Origin of the sequence: Aeromonas sp. 6P (genome assembly GCF_051919525.1) — a bacterium.
GTDB classification, from domain to species: Bacteria; Pseudomonadota; Gammaproteobacteria; order Enterobacterales; family Aeromonadaceae; genus Aeromonas; species Aeromonas veronii.
Window position 1 is genome coordinate 4,423,655 of the sequence record NZ_JBQBEO010000002.1, and the last position, 16,955, is coordinate 4,440,609.

Annotated in this window: 14 protein-coding genes; 9 read left to right on the top strand and 5 right to left on the bottom strand. The window is 61.7% G+C overall.

Features of this window, described 5'->3' with window-relative positions; all coding sequences use genetic code 11:
- Positions 1 to 95: 95 nt before the first annotated feature.
- Positions 96 to 3,155 carry a beta-galactosidase gene (locus ACTG2J_RS20660; RefSeq protein WP_439997845.1) on the bottom strand — a complete coding sequence of 1,020 codons (3,060 nt, stop codon included), beginning with the start codon at positions 3,153 to 3,155 and terminating at the stop codon, positions 96 to 98.
- A 189-nt stretch (positions 3,156 to 3,344) separates the two neighbouring features.
- Positions 3,345 to 4,352, bottom strand: coding sequence for a substrate-binding domain-containing protein (locus ACTG2J_RS20665; protein WP_041915397.1), 1,008 nt, complete (start codon positions 4,350 to 4,352; stop codon positions 3,345 to 3,347).
- A 201-nt stretch (positions 4,353 to 4,553) separates the two neighbouring features.
- Here ACTG2J_RS20665 and galE point away from each other — a divergent pair, with 201 nt between their 5' ends.
- The 5 genes from galE to bacA all read left to right on the top strand — a co-directional run bounded on the left by galE (position 4,554) and on the right by bacA (position 9,747).
- Positions 4,554 to 5,567, top strand: a complete 1,014-nt coding sequence (gene galE / locus ACTG2J_RS20670; protein WP_439997846.1) for a UDP-glucose 4-epimerase GalE — start codon at positions 4,554 to 4,556, stop codon at positions 5,565 to 5,567.
- Between the two features lie 60 nt (positions 5,568 to 5,627).
- Complete coding sequence (locus ACTG2J_RS20675) at positions 5,628 to 6,686, top strand: UDP-glucose--hexose-1-phosphate uridylyltransferase (RefSeq protein WP_439989171.1); 1,059 nt, start codon at positions 5,628 to 5,630, stop codon at positions 6,684 to 6,686.
- Positions 6,683 to 7,831, top strand: a complete 1,149-nt coding sequence (gene galK, locus ACTG2J_RS20680; RefSeq protein ID WP_439989170.1) for a galactokinase — start codon at positions 6,683 to 6,685, stop codon at positions 7,829 to 7,831. Before ACTG2J_RS20675 ends, galK begins: the two co-directional genes overlap by 4 nt.
- Entirely contained in the window at positions 7,828 to 8,817 is a 990-nt protein-coding gene (gene galM / locus ACTG2J_RS20685; RefSeq protein ID WP_439997847.1) for a galactose-1-epimerase, read from the top strand. Before galK ends, galM begins: the two co-directional genes overlap by 4 nt.
- A gap of 114 nt (positions 8,818 to 8,931) precedes the next feature.
- Complete coding sequence (gene bacA, locus ACTG2J_RS20690; RefSeq protein ID WP_439989168.1) at positions 8,932 to 9,747, top strand: undecaprenyl-diphosphate phosphatase; 816 nt, start codon at positions 8,932 to 8,934, stop codon at positions 9,745 to 9,747.
- 66 nt (positions 9,748 to 9,813) lie between these two features.
- On the opposite strand, the gene ACTG2J_RS20695 is transcribed toward bacA, so the two are convergent.
- The 3 genes from ACTG2J_RS20695 to ACTG2J_RS20705 all read right to left on the bottom strand — a co-directional run bounded on the left by ACTG2J_RS20695 (position 9,814) and on the right by ACTG2J_RS20705 (position 11,778).
- Positions 9,814 to 10,509 (bottom strand): ChrR family anti-sigma-E factor, encoded by a 696-nt coding sequence (locus ACTG2J_RS20695; protein ID WP_255911619.1) that lies wholly within the window; start codon positions 10,507 to 10,509, stop codon positions 9,814 to 9,816.
- Positions 10,502 to 11,071 (bottom strand): sigma-70 family RNA polymerase sigma factor, encoded by a 570-nt coding sequence (locus tag ACTG2J_RS20700; RefSeq protein WP_058056409.1) that lies wholly within the window; start codon positions 11,069 to 11,071, stop codon positions 10,502 to 10,504. The genes ACTG2J_RS20695 and ACTG2J_RS20700 overlap by 8 nt, the downstream gene beginning before the upstream one ends.
- Before the next feature lie 140 nt (positions 11,072 to 11,211).
- On the bottom strand, positions 11,212 to 11,778 hold the full coding sequence (locus tag ACTG2J_RS20705; RefSeq protein ID WP_101530424.1) for an LON peptidase substrate-binding domain-containing protein: 567 nt from the start codon (positions 11,776 to 11,778) through the stop codon (positions 11,212 to 11,214).
- A gap of 310 nt (positions 11,779 to 12,088) precedes the next feature.
- Here ACTG2J_RS20705 and argS point away from each other — a divergent pair, with 310 nt between their 5' ends.
- The 4 genes from argS (at position 12,089) to hslU (ending at position 16,840) form a co-directional block, all read left to right on the top strand.
- Positions 12,089 to 13,834, top strand: a complete 1,746-nt coding sequence (gene argS / locus ACTG2J_RS20710; RefSeq protein ID WP_005355547.1) for an arginine--tRNA ligase — start codon at positions 12,089 to 12,091, stop codon at positions 13,832 to 13,834.
- Positions 13,835 to 13,837: 3 nt separating this feature from the next.
- The gene (locus ACTG2J_RS20715) at positions 13,838 to 14,683 is read left to right on the top strand and encodes an SPOR domain-containing protein (protein ID WP_005340771.1); all 846 of its coding nucleotides are present in this window, start codon (positions 13,838 to 13,840) and stop codon (positions 14,681 to 14,683) included.
- A 217-nt stretch (positions 14,684 to 14,900) separates the two neighbouring features.
- Entirely contained in the window at positions 14,901 to 15,434 is a 534-nt protein-coding gene (gene hslV / locus ACTG2J_RS20720) for an ATP-dependent protease subunit HslV (RefSeq protein WP_005342555.1), read from the top strand.
- 77 nt (positions 15,435 to 15,511) lie between these two features.
- Positions 15,512 to 16,840, top strand: coding sequence for an HslU--HslV peptidase ATPase subunit (gene hslU, locus ACTG2J_RS20725; protein ID WP_005340773.1), 1,329 nt, complete (start codon positions 15,512 to 15,514; stop codon positions 16,838 to 16,840).
- The last annotated feature ends 115 nt before the right edge of the window (positions 16,841 to 16,955 follow it).

Here is a 16,955-nt window from a genome sequence, read left to right on the forward strand (position 1 = left end):
TTTGAGACTCAATCTTTCCCACAGCATTGAGGCTAGTCGTTACTGGTCTGTTGTCAAAATGGCGCACTGGCTAGACAGTCGCTTCAATAGCTGGATTAGCGGAGAGTGCAGCCCCAACGGTAACGACGCTCGAGCAGTTGATACTCGGGACGCACGCTCTGACTCCAGGAGTCATCCCCGCCCACCCCCATGTGGGCGCCATCGAGACAGACCCACAGCCCTGCTTCAGCCACCAGATCGCTCTGGTGACGGGCGGCGGCCAGCTGCTGCTGACTGAAGCGGCTGGCACTGAAATGGAAGCTGCCGTTCACCGTCGTGCTGCCCAACTGCAACTGGCGGGTATCGCAGCGCAAGCCGTTGTCGCTCGGGAAGATGTAAGGGGTATGCATCGCCTCCAGCGGCAGACTCCAGCGCCCCAGATCGGCGCCCAGCAGGCGATCCGGATAGTTCTCGTGCGGCCCACGCCCCAGCCATTCGGCTCGCGCTGGCACCTTGGCCAGATGAAGCAGCAGACCAATCCGCGGCAGCGACGGCAGCACCTGTGCCAGCTCGGTCTCTATCTCGAGGCTCATGGCACCATCGTCGGTAAAGTGGTGATGCCAGTGACTCACCAGCAGCAGCTCATCGTGGTGGAAGTAACCATGGCTGACCCGGATATCCCCTCCGACGACCGCGATCCCCAGACAGCGGTGCTGCCACTGACCGAGACCACACGCCTGCCAGCGGGCAATCCAGGAGTTGGGGTCGGCGTGATCCGCTTCGCTAGTGCCAATGTCGTTGTCGAGCGGTGCGCGATAGAAGTGATCCATGATCGGCGCCAGCAACTGCTCCTGCCCCGATTTTTGCCAACTGGTGATGCAGCCGCTCTGCTTGTCGAGCCACCACTGGCTGTTTGCGGCAGTGACCAACCAGCCATCCGGCTGCTCGCTCAGGGTAGCGGCAGCGACCGGCGCTGGCAGGGCAAGGGGGGTCGGCAGGGTGAACTGCTGACGGGCGACCTTGTGATCCGCCTGCGACCATAGGGTTTCCTGTGGCTGCACGATGGCCAGATCGAGCCAGGCCAGTGAACCTGCCGCAAAGGTGGGCAACGCCTCGCTCAGGGTCAACTCGATCACCCCCTGTGGCGCCAGCTCAAGGGAAACCTCCCCCTGCTGCTGCACATGGCCGTTCTCACACAGCTGCCAGCAAAGCCGCTCGTTGTCGGTTTCCCGAAACAGGTATTCGCTCTCGATCCGCACCCGCAGCGGGGTGTGCTCAAGCAGGCTGAAACGGAACGGCTGCTGGGCACGTTTTGCCTCGAACAGGGTGGGATGGGGGGTGCGATCCGGGAACAGCAGGCCGTTGCAGCAGAACTGGCGATCGTTTTGCACATCACCAAAATCGCCGCCATAGCCCCAGTAGTGGCGACCATCGGCGGTGTATTTGTCGAGCCCCTGATCGACCCAATCCCAGACAAACCCGCCTTGCAGGCGTGGATGATCGCGAAACGCCTGCCAATAGTGGACGTAGCCCCCCAGGCTGTTGCCCATGGCGTGGGCATATTCGCAGAGGATCAGCGGCCGGTGCTCGCCGGGCAGGCCGATCCACTTGGCCAGCGCCCACTTGGGTACCGCAGGAAAGGGTTGATCCTGATGGGTTCTGGCATACATGGGGCAGATGATGTCGGTGGCCGGGGTATCGGCCCCGCCCCCCTCGTACTGCACCGGACGGCTCGGGTCGCTGCGCTTGATCCAGCCATACATGGCATCATGGGCCGGGCCGTAACCCGACTCGTTGCCGAGCGACCAGATGATGATCGAGGGGTGGTTGAAATCCCGTGCCACCATGCGGGTCGCCCGCTCCAGAAAGGCGTTGCTCCAGGCGGGATCCCGCGCCAGCCGCCCCATGGGGGTCATGCCGTGGGTCTCCAGATTCGCCTCGTCCACCACATAGAGACCGAGCCGATCGCAGAGGCGATAGAAGTCGGGATGGTTGGGATAGTGGGAGCAACGCACCGCATTGAAGTTGTGCCGCTTCATCAGCAGCAGATCCCGCTCCATGGTGGCGCGATCGATGGCATAACCCTTGGCGGGATGGTGTTCATGACGGTTGGCACCGCGTATAAGCAGCGGCTGCCCGTTGACTCGCAGCAGGCCGCCACGGATCTCCACCACCCGAAAGCCCATATCGCACGCCTCGCTCTCGATAACCTGACCCTGCTCGTCGAGCAGGGTCAGGGTCAGGCGATAGAGATGGGGCGTCTCGGCGCTCCACTTGCGCGGCGCAGCCACGTCGAGCCAGAACTCGGCGCGATCGTCGTAAGCCCCTTTTTCATCAATGGCTTGGGTACCGATCGGCTGGCACAGGGTCGCGACCCGCTCGCCGCCGTCATAGAGATTGACCTCCACCGACAGACCGGCCCCATTAGCCACCTGCAGTGCAATCTTGAGACGGCCATCCCGATAGCAGGCATCCAGCTCGGGGGTCACCCGCATATCCATCAGATGACGGGACGGTTTGTGCAGCAGGCTGACGGAGCGGAAGATCCCCGACAGCCACCACATATCCTGATCTTCCAGATAGGAGCCGTCGGACCAGCGCAGCACCAGCACCGCCAGCCGGTTGCGACCGCTCTGCAGATAAGGAGTCAGATCGAATTCGGCGGGCAGGCGGCTGTCCTGGGAGTAACCGACCCAGCGGCCGTTGCAAAAAAGGTGGAAGGCGCTGCTCACCCCGTCGAAGATGATCCGGCTCTGACCGCTGGCCAGCCAGTCGGCGGGCAGTTCGAACTCGCGGGAGTAGCAACCGGTGGGGTTCTCCGAAGGCACCCGGGGCGGATCGCAAGGAAAGGGGTACTTGATATTGGTATAGATGGGGCCATCGGTGAGCGGCCGCGCAGCCGGATAGGCGGCATCCAGCTGCCAGTTACCCGGCACGGTAATGGGAGTGGCATCCGCCAGATCCTGCACCAGCCAGCTCTCGGGCACCCGCTCGGGGGCGGCAAAGAAGGAGAAGCGCCACTCGCCATCGAGCAAGAGACGGGAGGAAGAGGCCAGATCACCCCTGGCATCCGTTTCGCTGCGCCAGCTGCACATGGGGGTATGGGCAGCCAGACGATTTACCGACGTAATGGCCTGAGTCTGCCAATCCTGACGCGCCACTATCTCCCTGAGCATTCACTCTCTCCCTGCTGATTGGAAAACGTATTCAGTCTAGAGAAGTATGACGCAGGGAACGGCGATCTCGCTCACACAGATGTAAACGATTACACTAATTTTGTTAAGTAAAGCGGAGTAAAAATGATTAAAAATAGGTAAAACAATAACTGTGCAAGAAACGGCCCTGAACAGAGCCGCAAAAGGGGGCTATCCGGCCCGAACCGGTGCCACCGAGTGGCGATTGATCAGGGTGGGGGTATAGATCCGGCTCTGGGTCGCGTCACTCTCCCCCGCCGCCAGCTGAATGGCCAGCTTGGCCGCCTGGGCCGCCATCAACTCGATGGGATAGCGCATGGTGGAGAGCTTGGGGCGCAAATATCTGGCATAGATGATGTCATCGAAGCCCACTACCGATACCTCCTCCGGCACTCGCAGGCCGTTGTCCGCCAGCACCGAGATGGCGCCCGCCGCCATGGCATCGTTATAAGCCACCACGGCGGTCACCTTGAGCCCCTTGGCCAGCAGGTTGAGCATGGCGCGCTCGCCCCCCTCCTCGTTCGGGGTGCCACTCTCGATAAGCTCGGGATCGGCTGCCAGACCCGCCTCCATCAGTCCATCCTGATAACCCTGCAGGCGCAAGGTGGCATCCTCGATGGCGTGATCCGAGCTGATGAAGGCGATATGGCGGTGGCCCAGTTCGATCAGGTGGCGAGTCGCCGTAGCCGCACCCAGCCGGTTATTGAGGGCAATGCAGCGTCCCTTGAGGGCCGGAATATCGCGGTTGATCAGCACCATGCCGGGCACCCGCATGGCGTAATCGTAAAGCTCCTCGTCGCTCAACGCCTTGCTGTGCACCACCAGCGCCTCGCAGCGCTTGCCGATCAGCAGCTCGATCGCTTCACGCTCCTGACGCGCCTTGTGAAAACCGTTACCCATCAGCAGGTGAAGGTTCTGCTCGACGGCGATGCCGGAGACACCCTTAACCAGTGCACCGAAGAAGGGATCGGCCACGTCACCGACCACTACCCCCATGGTGTCGCAAGTCTGGCTGACCAGTGCCCGCGCGTTGGCGTTGGGGGTGTAGCCCAGTTCAGCCATGGCCTTCTGCACCACTTCGCGAGACGCGGCACTGGCCTTGGGGGAGTTGTTCATCACCCGTGAAACCGTTGCCACCGACACATTGGCCAAACGGGCGACATCCTTGATGGTGCTCATGCTGTTTTCACTTCTTTCACTGTGCAATAGAGCGCCATTATACCCAGCAAACCCATTGAAAACAGGGGTGAAACGCATATCTGCCGTCAGGATAACCATAAAAACAGTGTAATCGTTTACACCATTTTGCAAGCAAGCTCACAGTTTGGTCGCCACACCCTCGGCTAGACTGCTTCCAGACACTTTTCAGTGGAGAGCAAGATGAACGTTCTGGTCACCGGCGGTTGCGGATATATCGGCAGCCACACCTGTCTGGCCCTGCAAGCGGCAGGCATGAATCCCGTGGTGGTCGACAACCTCGGCAACAGCAAGCGCAGCGTGCTGGCGCGAATAGCCGCCATCAGCGGCCAGCAACCCCTGTTCTATCAAGGGGATATTCGCGATGCCGCCCTGCTGGACCGGATCTTCGCCGAACAGCAAATCGATGCAGTGATCCACTTTGCCGCCCTCAAGGCGGTCGGTGAATCGACCCGCATTCCACTGGATTACTACGAGAACAACCTCGGCGGCACCCTCACCCTGCTGCAGGCGATGAAGCGGGCCAATGTGCACAATCTGGTGTTCAGCTCCTCGGCCACCGTCTATGGCGATCCGGCCAGCCTGCCGATCCGCGAAGATTTCCCCCGCAGCGCCACCAACCCCTACGGACGATCCAAGCTGATCATCGAGGAGATCCTCGAAGATCTGCAACTGGCCGAGCCCCACTGGAGCATGACCCTGCTGCGCTACTTCAATCCGGTCGGCGCCCACGAATCGGGCACCATGGGTGAAGACCCGCAAGGGATCCCCAACAACCTGATGCCCTATATCACCCAGGTCGCCATTGGCCGTCGCGACTGCCTCTCGGTCTTTGGAAACGATTACCCCACCCCGGACGGCACCGGTGTGCGCGACTACATCCATGTGATGGATCTCGCCGAGGGGCATGTCAAGGCACTGCAACACTGCGCCGGCAAGGGTGGCGTGCACACCTACAACCTAGGCACCGGCCAGGGCCAGAGCGTATTGCAGCTGGTCGCCGCCTTCTCCAATGCCTGCGGCAAGCCGCTGCCGTTTCGCATCGAACCGCGTCGCCCGGGCGATATCGCCGCCTGCTGGGCCGATCCGGCCAAGGCCGAGCGCGAGCTGGGCTGGCAGGCAACCCGGGACATAGACGCCATGTGCGCCGACAGCTGGCGCTGGCAATCCGCCAACCCGAACGGTTACGAGGAGTAGGCCTGCCTGCTCCCTGTTAATAGACGACCTTATTTTTCAATACCTTATTCAGGAGAGATGATGTTCAACCCCGTCGATCATCCCCATCGCCGCTTCAACCCGCTGACCGGCCAGTATGTGCTGGTCTCCCCCCATCGGGCCAAACGCCCCTGGCAGGGGCAGGTGGAGAAAGTGAGTCAGGCCCCCAAACAGGTACATGATCCCGACTGCTTCCTCTGCGCGGGCAACACCCGGGTCACCGGCGACATCAACCCCGACTACAAGGGCACCTTCGTCTTTACCAACGACTTCGCCGCCCTGATGCAGGATACCCCGGCCGCCGATAGCGCCAGCGATCCCCTGCTGAAACTGGAAGCCGCCCGCGGCACCAGCCGGGTGATCTGCTTCTCGCCGGATCACGGCAAGACCCTGCCCGAGCTGCCGCTGCCCGCCATCGAGGGGGTGATCACCACCTGGATGGATCAGGTCACCGAGCTGTCAGCCCAGTGGGAGTGGGTGCAGGTATTTGAAAACAAAGGCGCCGTTATGGGCTGCTCCAACCCGCACCCCCACGGCCAGATCTGGGGCAGCGACTTCCTGCCCAACGAGATCGCCCGTGAAGAACAGCACCAGCGTGACTGGCTGGCCAAGCATGGCCGCCCCATGCTGCTGGAGTATGTGGAGCGGGAGCTGGCGGATCGCTCGCGCGTCGTGGTGGAGACCGAACACTGGCTCGCCGTAGTTCCCTTCTGGGCCGCCTGGCCGTTCGAAACCCTGCTGCTGCCCAAAGCGCACGTCCCCTCCATGCTCAACCTGACCAAGGCCCAGCAACAGGATCTGGCGGTGGCGCTCAAGGAACTCACCAGCCGCTACGACAACCTGTTCGAGTGCAGCTTCCCCTACTCCATGGGCTGGCACTTTGCACCGCCCAAGTCGGAGTGCCCCGAGGCGTGGCAGTTGCATGCCCACTTCTATCCGCCGCTGCTGCGCTCCGCCACCGTGCGCAAATTCATGGTCGGCTTCGAGATGCTGGCCGAAACCCAGCGCGACCTGACTCCGGAGCAGGCTGCCGAGCGGCTGCGCGCTCTGAGCCCCATTCACTACAACCAGACCAATCAAACCAATGAGGAGGCCCTATGACCCCGAGCCAACGCGTCAGCGCCGTTTTTGCCGAGCAATTTGCCAAAGCGCCCGATCTGCTGGTGCGCGCCCCCGGCCGCGTCAACCTCATCGGTGAACATACCGACTACAACGACGGCTTCGTGCTGCCCTGCGCCATCGACTACGAGACCTGCGTCGCCATCGGTCTGCGCGATGACCGGCAAGTACAGGTGATCGCCGCCGACTACGACAACCAGCGCGACCAGTTCGACCTCGACCAGCCCATCGAGCACCACCCCAGCCAGCGCTGGAGCGACTACATCCGCGGCGTGGTGAAGTATCTGCAGGAGCGCGGCTATACCCTGCGCGGCCTCGATCTGGTGGTCTCCGGCAACGTGCCGCAGGGGGCGGGGCTCTCCTCCTCAGCCTCACTGGAAGTGGCCATCGGTCAGGCCTTCAAGGAGGCGCTGGGGCTCGACATCAGCCAGGCCGAGATCGCCCTCAACGGCCAGCAGGCGGAGAACAAGTTCGTCGGCTGCAACTGCGGCCTCATGGATCAGATGATCTCCGCCAGCGGCAAAACTGACCACGCCCTGCTGCTCGACTGTCGCTCGCTGGAGACTCGCCTCATCCCCATGCCAGCGGATCTGGCTGTGCTGATCGTCAACTCCAATGTGCGCCGCGGTCTGGTGGACAGCGAATACAACACCCGCCGCCAGCAGTGCGAAGCGGCCGCCCATCACTACGGGGTCAAGGCGCTGCGCGATCTCGATCTGGCCGGACTGGAAGCGGGCAAAGCCGGGCTGGATGAGGCCTGCTATCGCCGTGCCCGCCACATCGTTGGGGAAAATGCCCGCACCCTGGCGGCCGCCGATGCGCTGGCGAGCCACGACCTGACCCGCCTCGGCGAGCTGATGGCCGAGTCGCACGCCGCCATGCGCGATGACTTCGAGATCACAGTGCCCGCCATCGACGGTCTAGTGGAGATCATCAAGGCTAAAATCGGCACAGATGGCGGCGTGCGGATGACCGGCGGCGGCTTCGGCGGCTGCGTGGTCGCCCTGTTGCGCCCCGAGAAGGTGGCCGAGGTGATTGCCGCCGTCGAAGCGGAGTATCCGGCCATCTCGGGCCTCAAGGCCGACTGCTACGTCTGCTCTGCCAGCGCCGGTGCAGGCAAGCTATGAGCAGCACCATGACGCCATTCGAACTGGAAAACGAGGAGGGGCTGCGGCTGCGCGGCCTCGATTTCGGCGCCACCCTCACCTCCCTCACCCTGCCGGTGGCGGGCAAACGGCGTGAAGTGCTGCTGGGCTGTGCCGACGACACCTATCCCGCCCAGCAGGTGTGGCTGGGCGCTGTGGCGGGGCGTTTTGCCAACCGCATCGGCGGCGCCGAACTGCTACGCGATGGCGAGCGCTGGTCGCTGGATGCCAATCAGGCACCCCACTGTCTGCATGGCGGGCAGGCGGGATTTCATCGCCAGCAGTGGCAAATCAAGGAGCTGGAAGCGGATCGGGTCAAGCTGGCGCTGCTCTCCCGAACGGGGGATCAGGGCTTTCCCGGCAATCTGCGGGTCACCCTGGAGTACCGGCTGGAGCAGAGCGATCTGGTGGTGGATTTCATCGCCAGCACGGATGCCACAACTCCGGTCAGCCTCACCAGCCACGCCTACTTCAATCTCGATGGGCAAACCGATGGCGACGATGTCCGTGACCACCTCATCAGCATCAATGCCGACCACTTCCTGCCGACCGACCCGAGCGGTTTGCCGATCGCCATCACTCCGGTGGAGGGGCCGTTCGATCTGCGCCGCGAGCGCCTTGTCGGACAGGATTGGCTGAGCCATCCCCAGCAGCAACAGGCCAAGGGGTACGATCACGCCTTTGTGCTCAACGGCCCGACATCAGAATGGGCCGCTCGGATAGTCTCTGGCGACAAGCAGCTGGCGATGGAGGTCTATACCAACCAGCCCTCGCTACAGTTCTACACCGGAAACTGGCTGGCCAATACCCCGAACCGTAGCGGCCAGTCGCACCGGGATCACGACGGCTTCTGTCTTGAGGCGCAACAGCTACCGGACAGCCCCAATCGCCCCGAGCTGGGCAACCCCTGGCTGCTGCCGGGCGGGCGTTATTACCACCAGACCCGCTACCGTTTTATCCGCGACTGACTTAAAGGTTTCATGATTTTTACATAGCCTCAGCAGTCACTATCGAGCAAGATAAGCCGCCCCGAGACCCTCCCGGGGCGTTTTACATCAACGAAGTTAAGGATTGTTTGTTCGATGACTGACACTTATAGCCTGCTGGTCGCCTTTATTCTGGGCGTCGTCGAGGGGCTGACCGAGTTCCTCCCCGTCTCCTCCACCGGCCACATGATTATCGTCGGCCATCTGCTGGGCTTTGAAGGGCCCAAGGCTGCCACTTTCGAAGTGGTGATCCAGCTTGGCTCCATCCTCGCCGTGGTCGCCGTCTTCTGGCGTCGCCTGTTTGGCCTGATTGGCATCCACTTTGGCCAGAAGCCGTCCCGGGATCACGCCACCCTGTCGCTGGTGCACGTCATCCTCGGCATGATGCCCGCCATCGTGGTCGGTCTGGCCATCCACAGCTGGATCAAGGCCAACCTGTTTGGTCCGCAGACCGTCATGTACGCGCTAGTTGCGGGCGGCATCCTGCTGATCATCGCCGAGAAGTTCCGCCCGGCCGTCACAGCTGAAACCCTGGATGACATCAGCTACAAGCAGGCGTTTGGCATCGGTCTGTTCCAGTGTCTGGCCCTGTGGCCCGGCTTCTCCCGCTCCGGCGCCACCATCAGTGGTGGCATGCTGATGGGGATCAGTCGTCACGCAGCCGCCGAGTTCTCCTTCATCATGGCGGTGCCCATGATGGTGGCGGCCAGCGGGCTTGATCTCTACAAGAGCCGCGATTTCCTCTCGATGGCCGACTTCCCGATGTTTGCAGTGGGCTTTATCACCGCCTTCGTGGTGGCGATGTTTGCGATCAAGACCTTCCTGACATTGATCCGCCGCATCGACTTTATCCCGTTCGCCATCTACCGCTTTGTCGTGGCATTCGCCGTCTATCTGGTGTTTGTCGCCTGACCGGCAGCCAGCCATGAAATGACAAAAGGGACCAACTTGGTCCCTTTTTCTATGGCGTCATGGTGCTCAGTAGAGGTGCTGGCTGATGCCGTTCAGCAGCCGCGACAGCCCCTTGGTAAACTGCACCGGCGCATCCTGCACCGTGTAGCAAAGGCAGCCATCCGGCGTGTGCGGGCTGTGGGAGTGGCTGGCATCGCGCCAGATGAAATCTCCCGCCTTGTAAAGGGTATCGCCATCCTGAATATTGCCAGCCAGCAGCAAGGTCAGCTCATAGCCCTGATGGGTGTGCTCAGGGATGCGGCCGCCCGCTTCGATATGGAGCAAACTGGCGCGCGCCCCCATCTCGTCCAGCGGCAAACTATGCTGACGAATAGCCCCGATATGGCGCCACTTGGGCGAACGATAACGGGCCAGCACCCGTGGCAAACGGTAGGCGTGACCGGCTACCTCCAGCTCTCCGGGCTGGGCTCGGGGTTGGTCATGTGTTGGCTCGGAGAGGGGCTCTGCAAGCGGCTGGGCCAGAATATCCGCCAGCATGGCGTCGAATCCGGCGTCCAGTCCCACTTCATCGCGGGAGGCCAGCTCGGGCTCTGCTGGCGAGGCAAGATATTGCTGCGCCAGCTCCTCTTCGAATGTCTTCAGTCGTGCAGCACAATCGGGGCAGAGTTCACAGTGGGCGGAGAGCCCTACCGCCAGCGGCAGAGGGAGCTCATCGGCGGCGAAGGCACGCAGCATAGGGTCGGTCGGATGGGCTTTAATCATGGCCTTGCTCCACTTGCTCTTTCAGTTTCTGTAACGCCAGTCTGAGGCGGGACTTGATGGTACCGAGCGGCACGCCGAGTCGCTCCGCCAGCTCTTGCTGGGAGAACTCCTGCAGATAGATGCCGCGCACCACCTGCTGTTGCGGCTCCGGCAGGGTGCCCAGATAGTGGGCCATCTGACGGGTCAGCACCGCATCCTCCCCCCCGCTCAGATGCTCCTCTTCGGCCTGAAACTCCAGCACGGGCCACAGCTCCTCGGCACAGAGATCCTCCTTGCTGGCGCGACGACGGCGCAGCATGTCGAAGCACTGGTTGCGCATCACGGTGTAGATCCAGGTGGCCGGCGCCCCCTTCTCGGGGTGGTAGAGGCGTGCCTTCTGCCACACCAGCAGCATGGTCTCCTGCACCAGCTCCATGGCGTTGGCCTCGCTGCCGAGATGGCGCAGCCCGTAGCTGCGAATGCGCGGCGCAAAGTGTTGGAACAGGCGAGCAAAAGCAGCCTTGTCGGCCTGCTCTGCCACCCTGATCAGCAGAGATTTGAGGTCGCCATCCGGGTTATCCATCACGGGCGAGGTCCTGCGTATGGTCGAGTGTGGTTGGCCAGTATATGCCATTGCGCCATCCCTTTGGTGTGCTGTCGAACATGCTGTGGTAATGACTTGTACGGCGCTGCGGCGCTGGCGGATCAGCGGGTCAGAAAAAATCAGTGGCTGGCCACCAGTACCCCCTTTAGTAAGGCGATGGCGGGCTGATTGTCGGCGGCGGCCAGCAGCAGTTGTTTCTGTTCAGGGGGGATCGGCAGCACCTCCAGCCAGCGCTGGGCCACCCAGTTACCATCGTCCCAGCGGGGGGCGGGATAGAGGGCGGCATAGTCTGGATAGTCGGCAAACACCTCCCGCAATGCCTCGACCAGCGGTTGCTGATCGGGATGGAGCCGGCGGGGCGGCCAGGCCGTCAGCGGCGTCACCTCGCCGATACGCAGGCCATCCTGCTCCTGCCACAGATCCTCTATCTGCACCCGCTCCATCCCCTGCACCGTGATCCCCAGCATGCCGTCCGGCAGCCGGTCGAAATCGATGATGGTGACCCGGGTGGCGATGGGCAGCATGTTGCGCAGGGCGTCGGGCTGGCGAGGGTCCACCATGCAGAGGGCAAAGCCGGACTCCCCCGCCTCTGCGATCATCCGCTGGTATCTCGGTTCGAAGATCCGCAGCGGCATGACGCCGCCGGGCAGCAGGTGGGCAGATAGGGGAAACAGCGCCAGTCGCATCGCAAACTCCTCGGTTGGGAACCTCTGTTGATACGCCGGGCCAGAGGGAGGAGATCATTCCCGTCATCGGAAAGGAAAAACCCTTAACAATCAGGGGAAAATAGCCTGGACAAGCCGCTTCGATATGCAGTAGAAATGGATAAGCACCGTAATTTCCGCCCAATATTCTGGAATATGGCGCTAAACGCAGTGAAATATCCGCCCGACAGCGAGCGGCGGGTCATCCCTATAGTTTTCTCGGGCCGATGCGGGTAAAATTCACGCCCTTATATATCAGTCATTTTTCGACGCGCAACCTTGGTGGTCAGTTATGAAAGAGCATATTCATCATCTACTTGAACAAACGGTAGCCAATCTCAAGTCAGCAGGCGTCCTGCCGGCGGACCTGGAAGCCCGCGTGCAAGTAGACCGATGCAAGGAAAAAGCTCACGGCGACCTGGCTACCAACCTGGCCATGCTGCTGGCCAAACCGGCCCGCAAGAATCCCCGTGAGCTGGCGGCGGCCATCATCGAGCACCTGCCCGCCTCCGACCTGATCGCCAAGGTCGAGATCGCCGGTCCCGGCTTCATCAACTTCTTCTTCGACCAGCGCTGGCTGGCCGGTCAGGTCGAGGCCATGGTGACCTCTGCCAACGCCAACGTACGGTTGCCCGCTCCACAAACCGTGGTGGTGGACTACTCCGCCCCCAACGTGGCCAAAGAGATGGCGGTGCACCACATCCGCTCCACCGTACTCGGTGACGTGGCTGCGCGCGCGCTGGAATTCCTCGGCCACAAAGTGATCCGTGCCAACCACATCGGTGACTGGGGCACCCAGTTCGGCATGCTGATCGCCTATCTGGAAAAGATGTCCAACGAGCACGCCAGCGACATGGCGCTCAAGGATCTGGAAGCCTTCTACACCCAGGCCAAGCGTTGCTACGACGAAGACGAAGCCTTCGCCGAGCGCGCCCGTAACTACGTGGTCAAGCTGCAGGGCGGCGATGAGTACTGCCGTACCATGTGGAAGAAGCTGGTCGACATGACCATGGAACAGAACCAGATCAACTACGACCGCCTGAATGTCTCCCTGACCAACAAGGACATCATGGGCGAGTCCATGTACAACGACATGCTGCCGGAGATCGTGGCAGACCTGAAAGCCAAGGGGCTGGCGGTCGAGAGCGAAGGCGCCACCGTTGTCTTCCTGGACGAGTTCAAGAACAAGGATGGCGAGGCCATGGGCGTCATCATCCAGAAGAGCGATGGCGGTTTCCTCTACACCACCACCGACATCGCCTGTGCCAAATACCGTTATGAGACCCTGGGCGCCGACCGTGTCATGTACTTCATCGACTCCCGTCAGCACCAGCACCTGATGCAGGCCTGGACCATCACCCGCAAGGCGGGCTATGTGCCGGAATCCGTACCGCTTGAGCACCACGCTTTCGGCATGATGCTGGGCAAGGATGGTCGTCCCTACAAGACCCGCTCTGGTGGCACCGTCAAGCTGGTTGACCTGCTGAACGAAGCCGAAGAGCGCGCCGCTGCCCTGCTGGAAAGCCGCAACAGCGACCTCTCTGCCGAAGAGAAGGCCAACGTGGTCAACGCCATCGCCATGGGCGCGGTCAAGTATGCGGATCTCTCCAAGAACCGCACTACCGACTACATCTTCGACTGGGATCTGATGCTGTCGTTTGAAGGCAACACTGCCCCTTACCTGCAGTACGCCTATACCCGTATCCAGTCCATCTTCCGCAAGGCCAACATCGATGCCGAGACGCTGACCGGCAACGTGACCCTGAACGAAGAGGCCGAAGAGGTGCTGGCCCAGAAGCTGATCCAGTTCTCCGACGCGGTCAACGGCGTGGCCGACAAAGGCATGCCGCACCTGCTCTGTACCTACCTGTACGAGTTGTCCGGCAACTTCATGACCTTCTATGAAGCCTGCCCGATCAACAAGGATGGCGTGGACGAAGCGACCCGTCAGAGCCGTCTGCTGCTGTGTGCCGCCACCGCCAAGGTGCTGAAACTGGGCCTCGGCGTACTGGGCATCCATACCCTGGAGCGCATGTAATAGATGGCAACCCGGGATTATGTCGGCAGCCGCCCGCGACGTCGGGCGGGTGGCCGCAATACCAAGAAAGCGGCCCCTCGCCGCTTTCCTGTTATTCCAGTGCTGCTGGTCGTGGCACTGCTGGCAGGCTTTGGTGGCTTCCTCTACATGATCAATGGCAAGGGCAACGACGCCCCCACCATTGAGGAGCAGGTAAAAGCCAACAAGCCAAAAGCGCAGAATAACGGGCTGCCTCAGGAGAAGTGGAGCTACATCGAACGGCTTGAGAACAAGCAGGTCGATATCATAGAGCCGCCGACCCAGCCGGGTGTGCTGCCGCCACCGCCGGCAGATACCATGACCCTGCAGCCGGAAAAACTGCCGCAGCCGGTGCCGACCGACATTCCCCAACCGGGAACGCCCATCGGCCAGCCCAAGCCCTATCAGCCCAATCCGGCGACCACCCCTTCCACCTCCGGTGCACCGGTTGCCAGCGCGCAAGAGCAGGTGATCGACCGCAAGGCCGAACGGGAACGGATGGAGCGGGAGATCCGCGCCGAGCTGGAACGGGAGCGGGCCGAAGCGGCCAAGGCCAAAGCGGCCACTCCGCCAGCCCAGACCGCAGCCGCCGACAGCGGTCGCTATATGATGCAGTGCGCCGCCCTGCGCTCGCAGGATTCCGCAGAGTCGCTCAAGGCGCGTATCGCCTTCACCGCCGGCCTCTCTTCCAGCCTGCAGGTGATCAATGGCGCCAACGGCACCGTCTACAAGGTGATGGTGGGCCCCTTCAACGGCAAGGCGGCCGCCGACGCGGCCAACAGCAAGCTGCAGAGCTCCGGCATCAGCGGCTGCATTCCCAAGAAAGGGTAATCCGCTTACCGATGACGCAGGGCCGGGTGGCAACACCCGGCCCTGTTCTTTTGGTGTCACTTCTTTTGGTGTCACTTCTTTTGGTGTCACTCGCACCCACGCTCTTTACTACCCCGTTTATCCCGACCAAGGGCAGGGTTGAAAAGCCCGTTTGCCATCCCCATCTTTCTTGCCATGCACAGTCAGGCCGTCATTCGGCTCAAGCGAGGTAAGTAAAGTGACTACCATAGTTTCAGTTCGCCGCAACGGTCAGGTCGTCATCGGTGGCGATGGCCAGGTCTCTCTTGGCAACACCGTCATGAAGGGCAACGCCCGCAAGGTTCATCGCCTCTATAACGGCAAGGTGCTGGCCGGTTTCGCTGGCGGTACCGCCGACGCCTTCACACTGCTCGAACGTTTCGAAGCAAAACTGCAGGCCCATCAGGGTAATCTGGAGCGCGCCGCCGTGGCGCTGGCCAAAGATTGGCGCACCGATCGCGCCCTGCGCCGCCTTGAAGCGCTGCTGGCCGTGGCCGACGAACACAAATCCTTCATCATCACCGGCAACGGTGACGTGGTGCAGCCGGAGCACGATCTCATCGCCATCGGCAGCGGTGGCAACTTCGCCCAATCCGCCGCCATCGCGCTGCTGGAAAACACCGAGCTGGATGCCAGGACCATTGTCGAGAAGTCCCTCAAGATTGCGGGCGACATCTGCGTCTTCACCAACGGCAACCACACCATCGAAGTGCTGGACTACGCTGCCAAGTAAGGCCGCCAAATAAGGCGCCAGCCAACCCAATTTCCCAAGGGGTGGGCACTGCCCGCCCCGGATACAGGAACACCATCATGTCCGAGATGACCCCGAGAGAAATCGTCCACGAGCTGGACAGACACATCATTGGTCAGGCCGATGCCAAGCGCGCCGTTGCCGTTGCCCTGCGCAACCGCTGGCGCCGGATGCAGCTCAACGAAGAGATGCGCCATGAAGTGACCCCGAAGAACATCCTGATGATCGGCCCGACCGGTGTCGGCAAAACCGAGATCGCCCGTCGTCTGGCCAAGCTGGCCAACGCCCCCTTCATCAAGGTGGAAGCGACCAAGTTCACCGAAGTGGGCTATGTCGGCAAGGAAGTGGACAGCATCATCCGCGATCTGACCGATGCCGCCATCAAGCTGGTGCGCGAAACCGAGATGGAGAAGATGAAATACCGCGCCGAGGAAGCCGCCGAAGAGCGCATCCTCGACGCCCTGCTGCCCAACCCCCGCAACACCTGGGGTGAGGAAGAGAAAGCCGACAACTCCAACACCCGCCAGATCTTCCGCAAGAAACTGCGGGAAGGTCAGCTGGATGACAAGGAGATCGAGCTGGAGCTCTCCGCCTCCCCGATGGGCGTCGAAATCATGACCCCGCCGGGCATGGAAGAGATGGCCAACCAGCTGCAGGGGCTGTTCCAGAATCTGGGCCAGAACCAGAAGAAGAAGCGCAAGATCAAGGTCAAAGAGGCCATGAAGGCGCTGATCGAAGAGGAAGCGGCCCGCCTGGTCAATCCGGAAGAGCTGAAGCAGAAAGCGATCGCTGCGGTCGAGAACAACGGCATCGTCTTCCTCGACGAGATCGACAAGATCTGCAAGCGCGGTGAGAGCTCGGGCCCCGATGTCTCCCGTGAAGGGGTACAGCGCGACCTGCTGCCGCTGGTTGAAGGTTGCACCGTCAACACCAAGCACGGCATGGTCAAGACCGACCATATCCTGTTTGTCGCCTCCGGCGCCTTCCAGATCGCCAAGCCGTCCGACCTCATCCCCGAGCTGCAGGGCCGTCTGCCGATCCGCGTCGAGCTGACCGCCCTGACCACAGATGACTTCGAGCGCATCCTGACCGAACCGAACGCCTCGCTGACCGATCAGTACAAGGCGCTGATGGCCACCGAAGGGGTCAACATCGAGTTCACCAAGGATGGCATCCGCCGTCTGGCCGAAGCGGCCTGGCAGGTCAACGAGCGTACCGAGAACATCGGTGCCCGTCGTCTGCACACCGTGATGGAGCGCCTGATGGAAGATATCTCCTATGACGCCTCCGAGAAGTCCGGCGAGACCTTTGTCATCGACACCGACTACGTCAACGCCCACCTCGGTGCGCTTGTCGAGGATGAAGATCTGAGCCGCTTTATTCTGTAAGCGCAGTTCTGTTTGTAAAAAAACGCCTCCAGAAATGGGGGCGTTTTGCATTTTAAGCCCCTAACCACCCTCTCCAGCCATTGACGAGACTGTCAACTAAAGCACTGATATTATT

Excerpts from the sequence above, each read along its gene's own strand:
- ACTG2J_RS20660 (WP_439997845.1), bottom strand. The coding sequence starts at position 3,155 with ATGCTCAGGGAGATAGTGGCGCGTCAGGATTGGCAGACTCAGGCCATT.
- ACTG2J_RS20665 (WP_041915397.1), bottom strand. The coding sequence starts at position 4,352 with ATGAGCACCATCAAGGATGTCGCCCGTTTGGCCAATGTGTCGGTGGCA.
- galE (WP_439997846.1), top strand. The coding sequence starts at position 4,554 with ATGAACGTTCTGGTCACCGGCGGTTGCGGATATATCGGCAGCCACACC.
- ACTG2J_RS20675 (WP_439989171.1), top strand. The coding sequence starts at position 5,628 with ATGTTCAACCCCGTCGATCATCCCCATCGCCGCTTCAACCCGCTGACC.
- galK (WP_439989170.1), top strand. The coding sequence starts at position 6,683 with ATGACCCCGAGCCAACGCGTCAGCGCCGTTTTTGCCGAGCAATTTGCC.
- galM (WP_439997847.1), top strand. The coding sequence starts at position 7,828 with ATGAGCAGCACCATGACGCCATTCGAACTGGAAAACGAGGAGGGGCTG.
- bacA (WP_439989168.1), top strand. The coding sequence starts at position 8,932 with ATGACTGACACTTATAGCCTGCTGGTCGCCTTTATTCTGGGCGTCGTC.
- ACTG2J_RS20695 (WP_255911619.1), bottom strand. The coding sequence starts at position 10,509 with ATGATTAAAGCCCATCCGACCGACCCTATGCTGCGTGCCTTCGCCGCC.
- ACTG2J_RS20700 (WP_058056409.1), bottom strand. The coding sequence starts at position 11,071 with ATGGATAACCCGGATGGCGACCTCAAATCTCTGCTGATCAGGGTGGCA.
- ACTG2J_RS20705 (WP_101530424.1), bottom strand. The coding sequence starts at position 11,778 with ATGCGACTGGCGCTGTTTCCCCTATCTGCCCACCTGCTGCCCGGCGGC.
- argS (WP_005355547.1), top strand. The coding sequence starts at position 12,089 with ATGAAAGAGCATATTCATCATCTACTTGAACAAACGGTAGCCAATCTC.
- ACTG2J_RS20715 (WP_005340771.1), top strand. The coding sequence starts at position 13,838 with ATGGCAACCCGGGATTATGTCGGCAGCCGCCCGCGACGTCGGGCGGGT.
- hslU (WP_005340773.1), top strand. The coding sequence starts at position 15,512 with ATGTCCGAGATGACCCCGAGAGAAATCGTCCACGAGCTGGACAGACAC.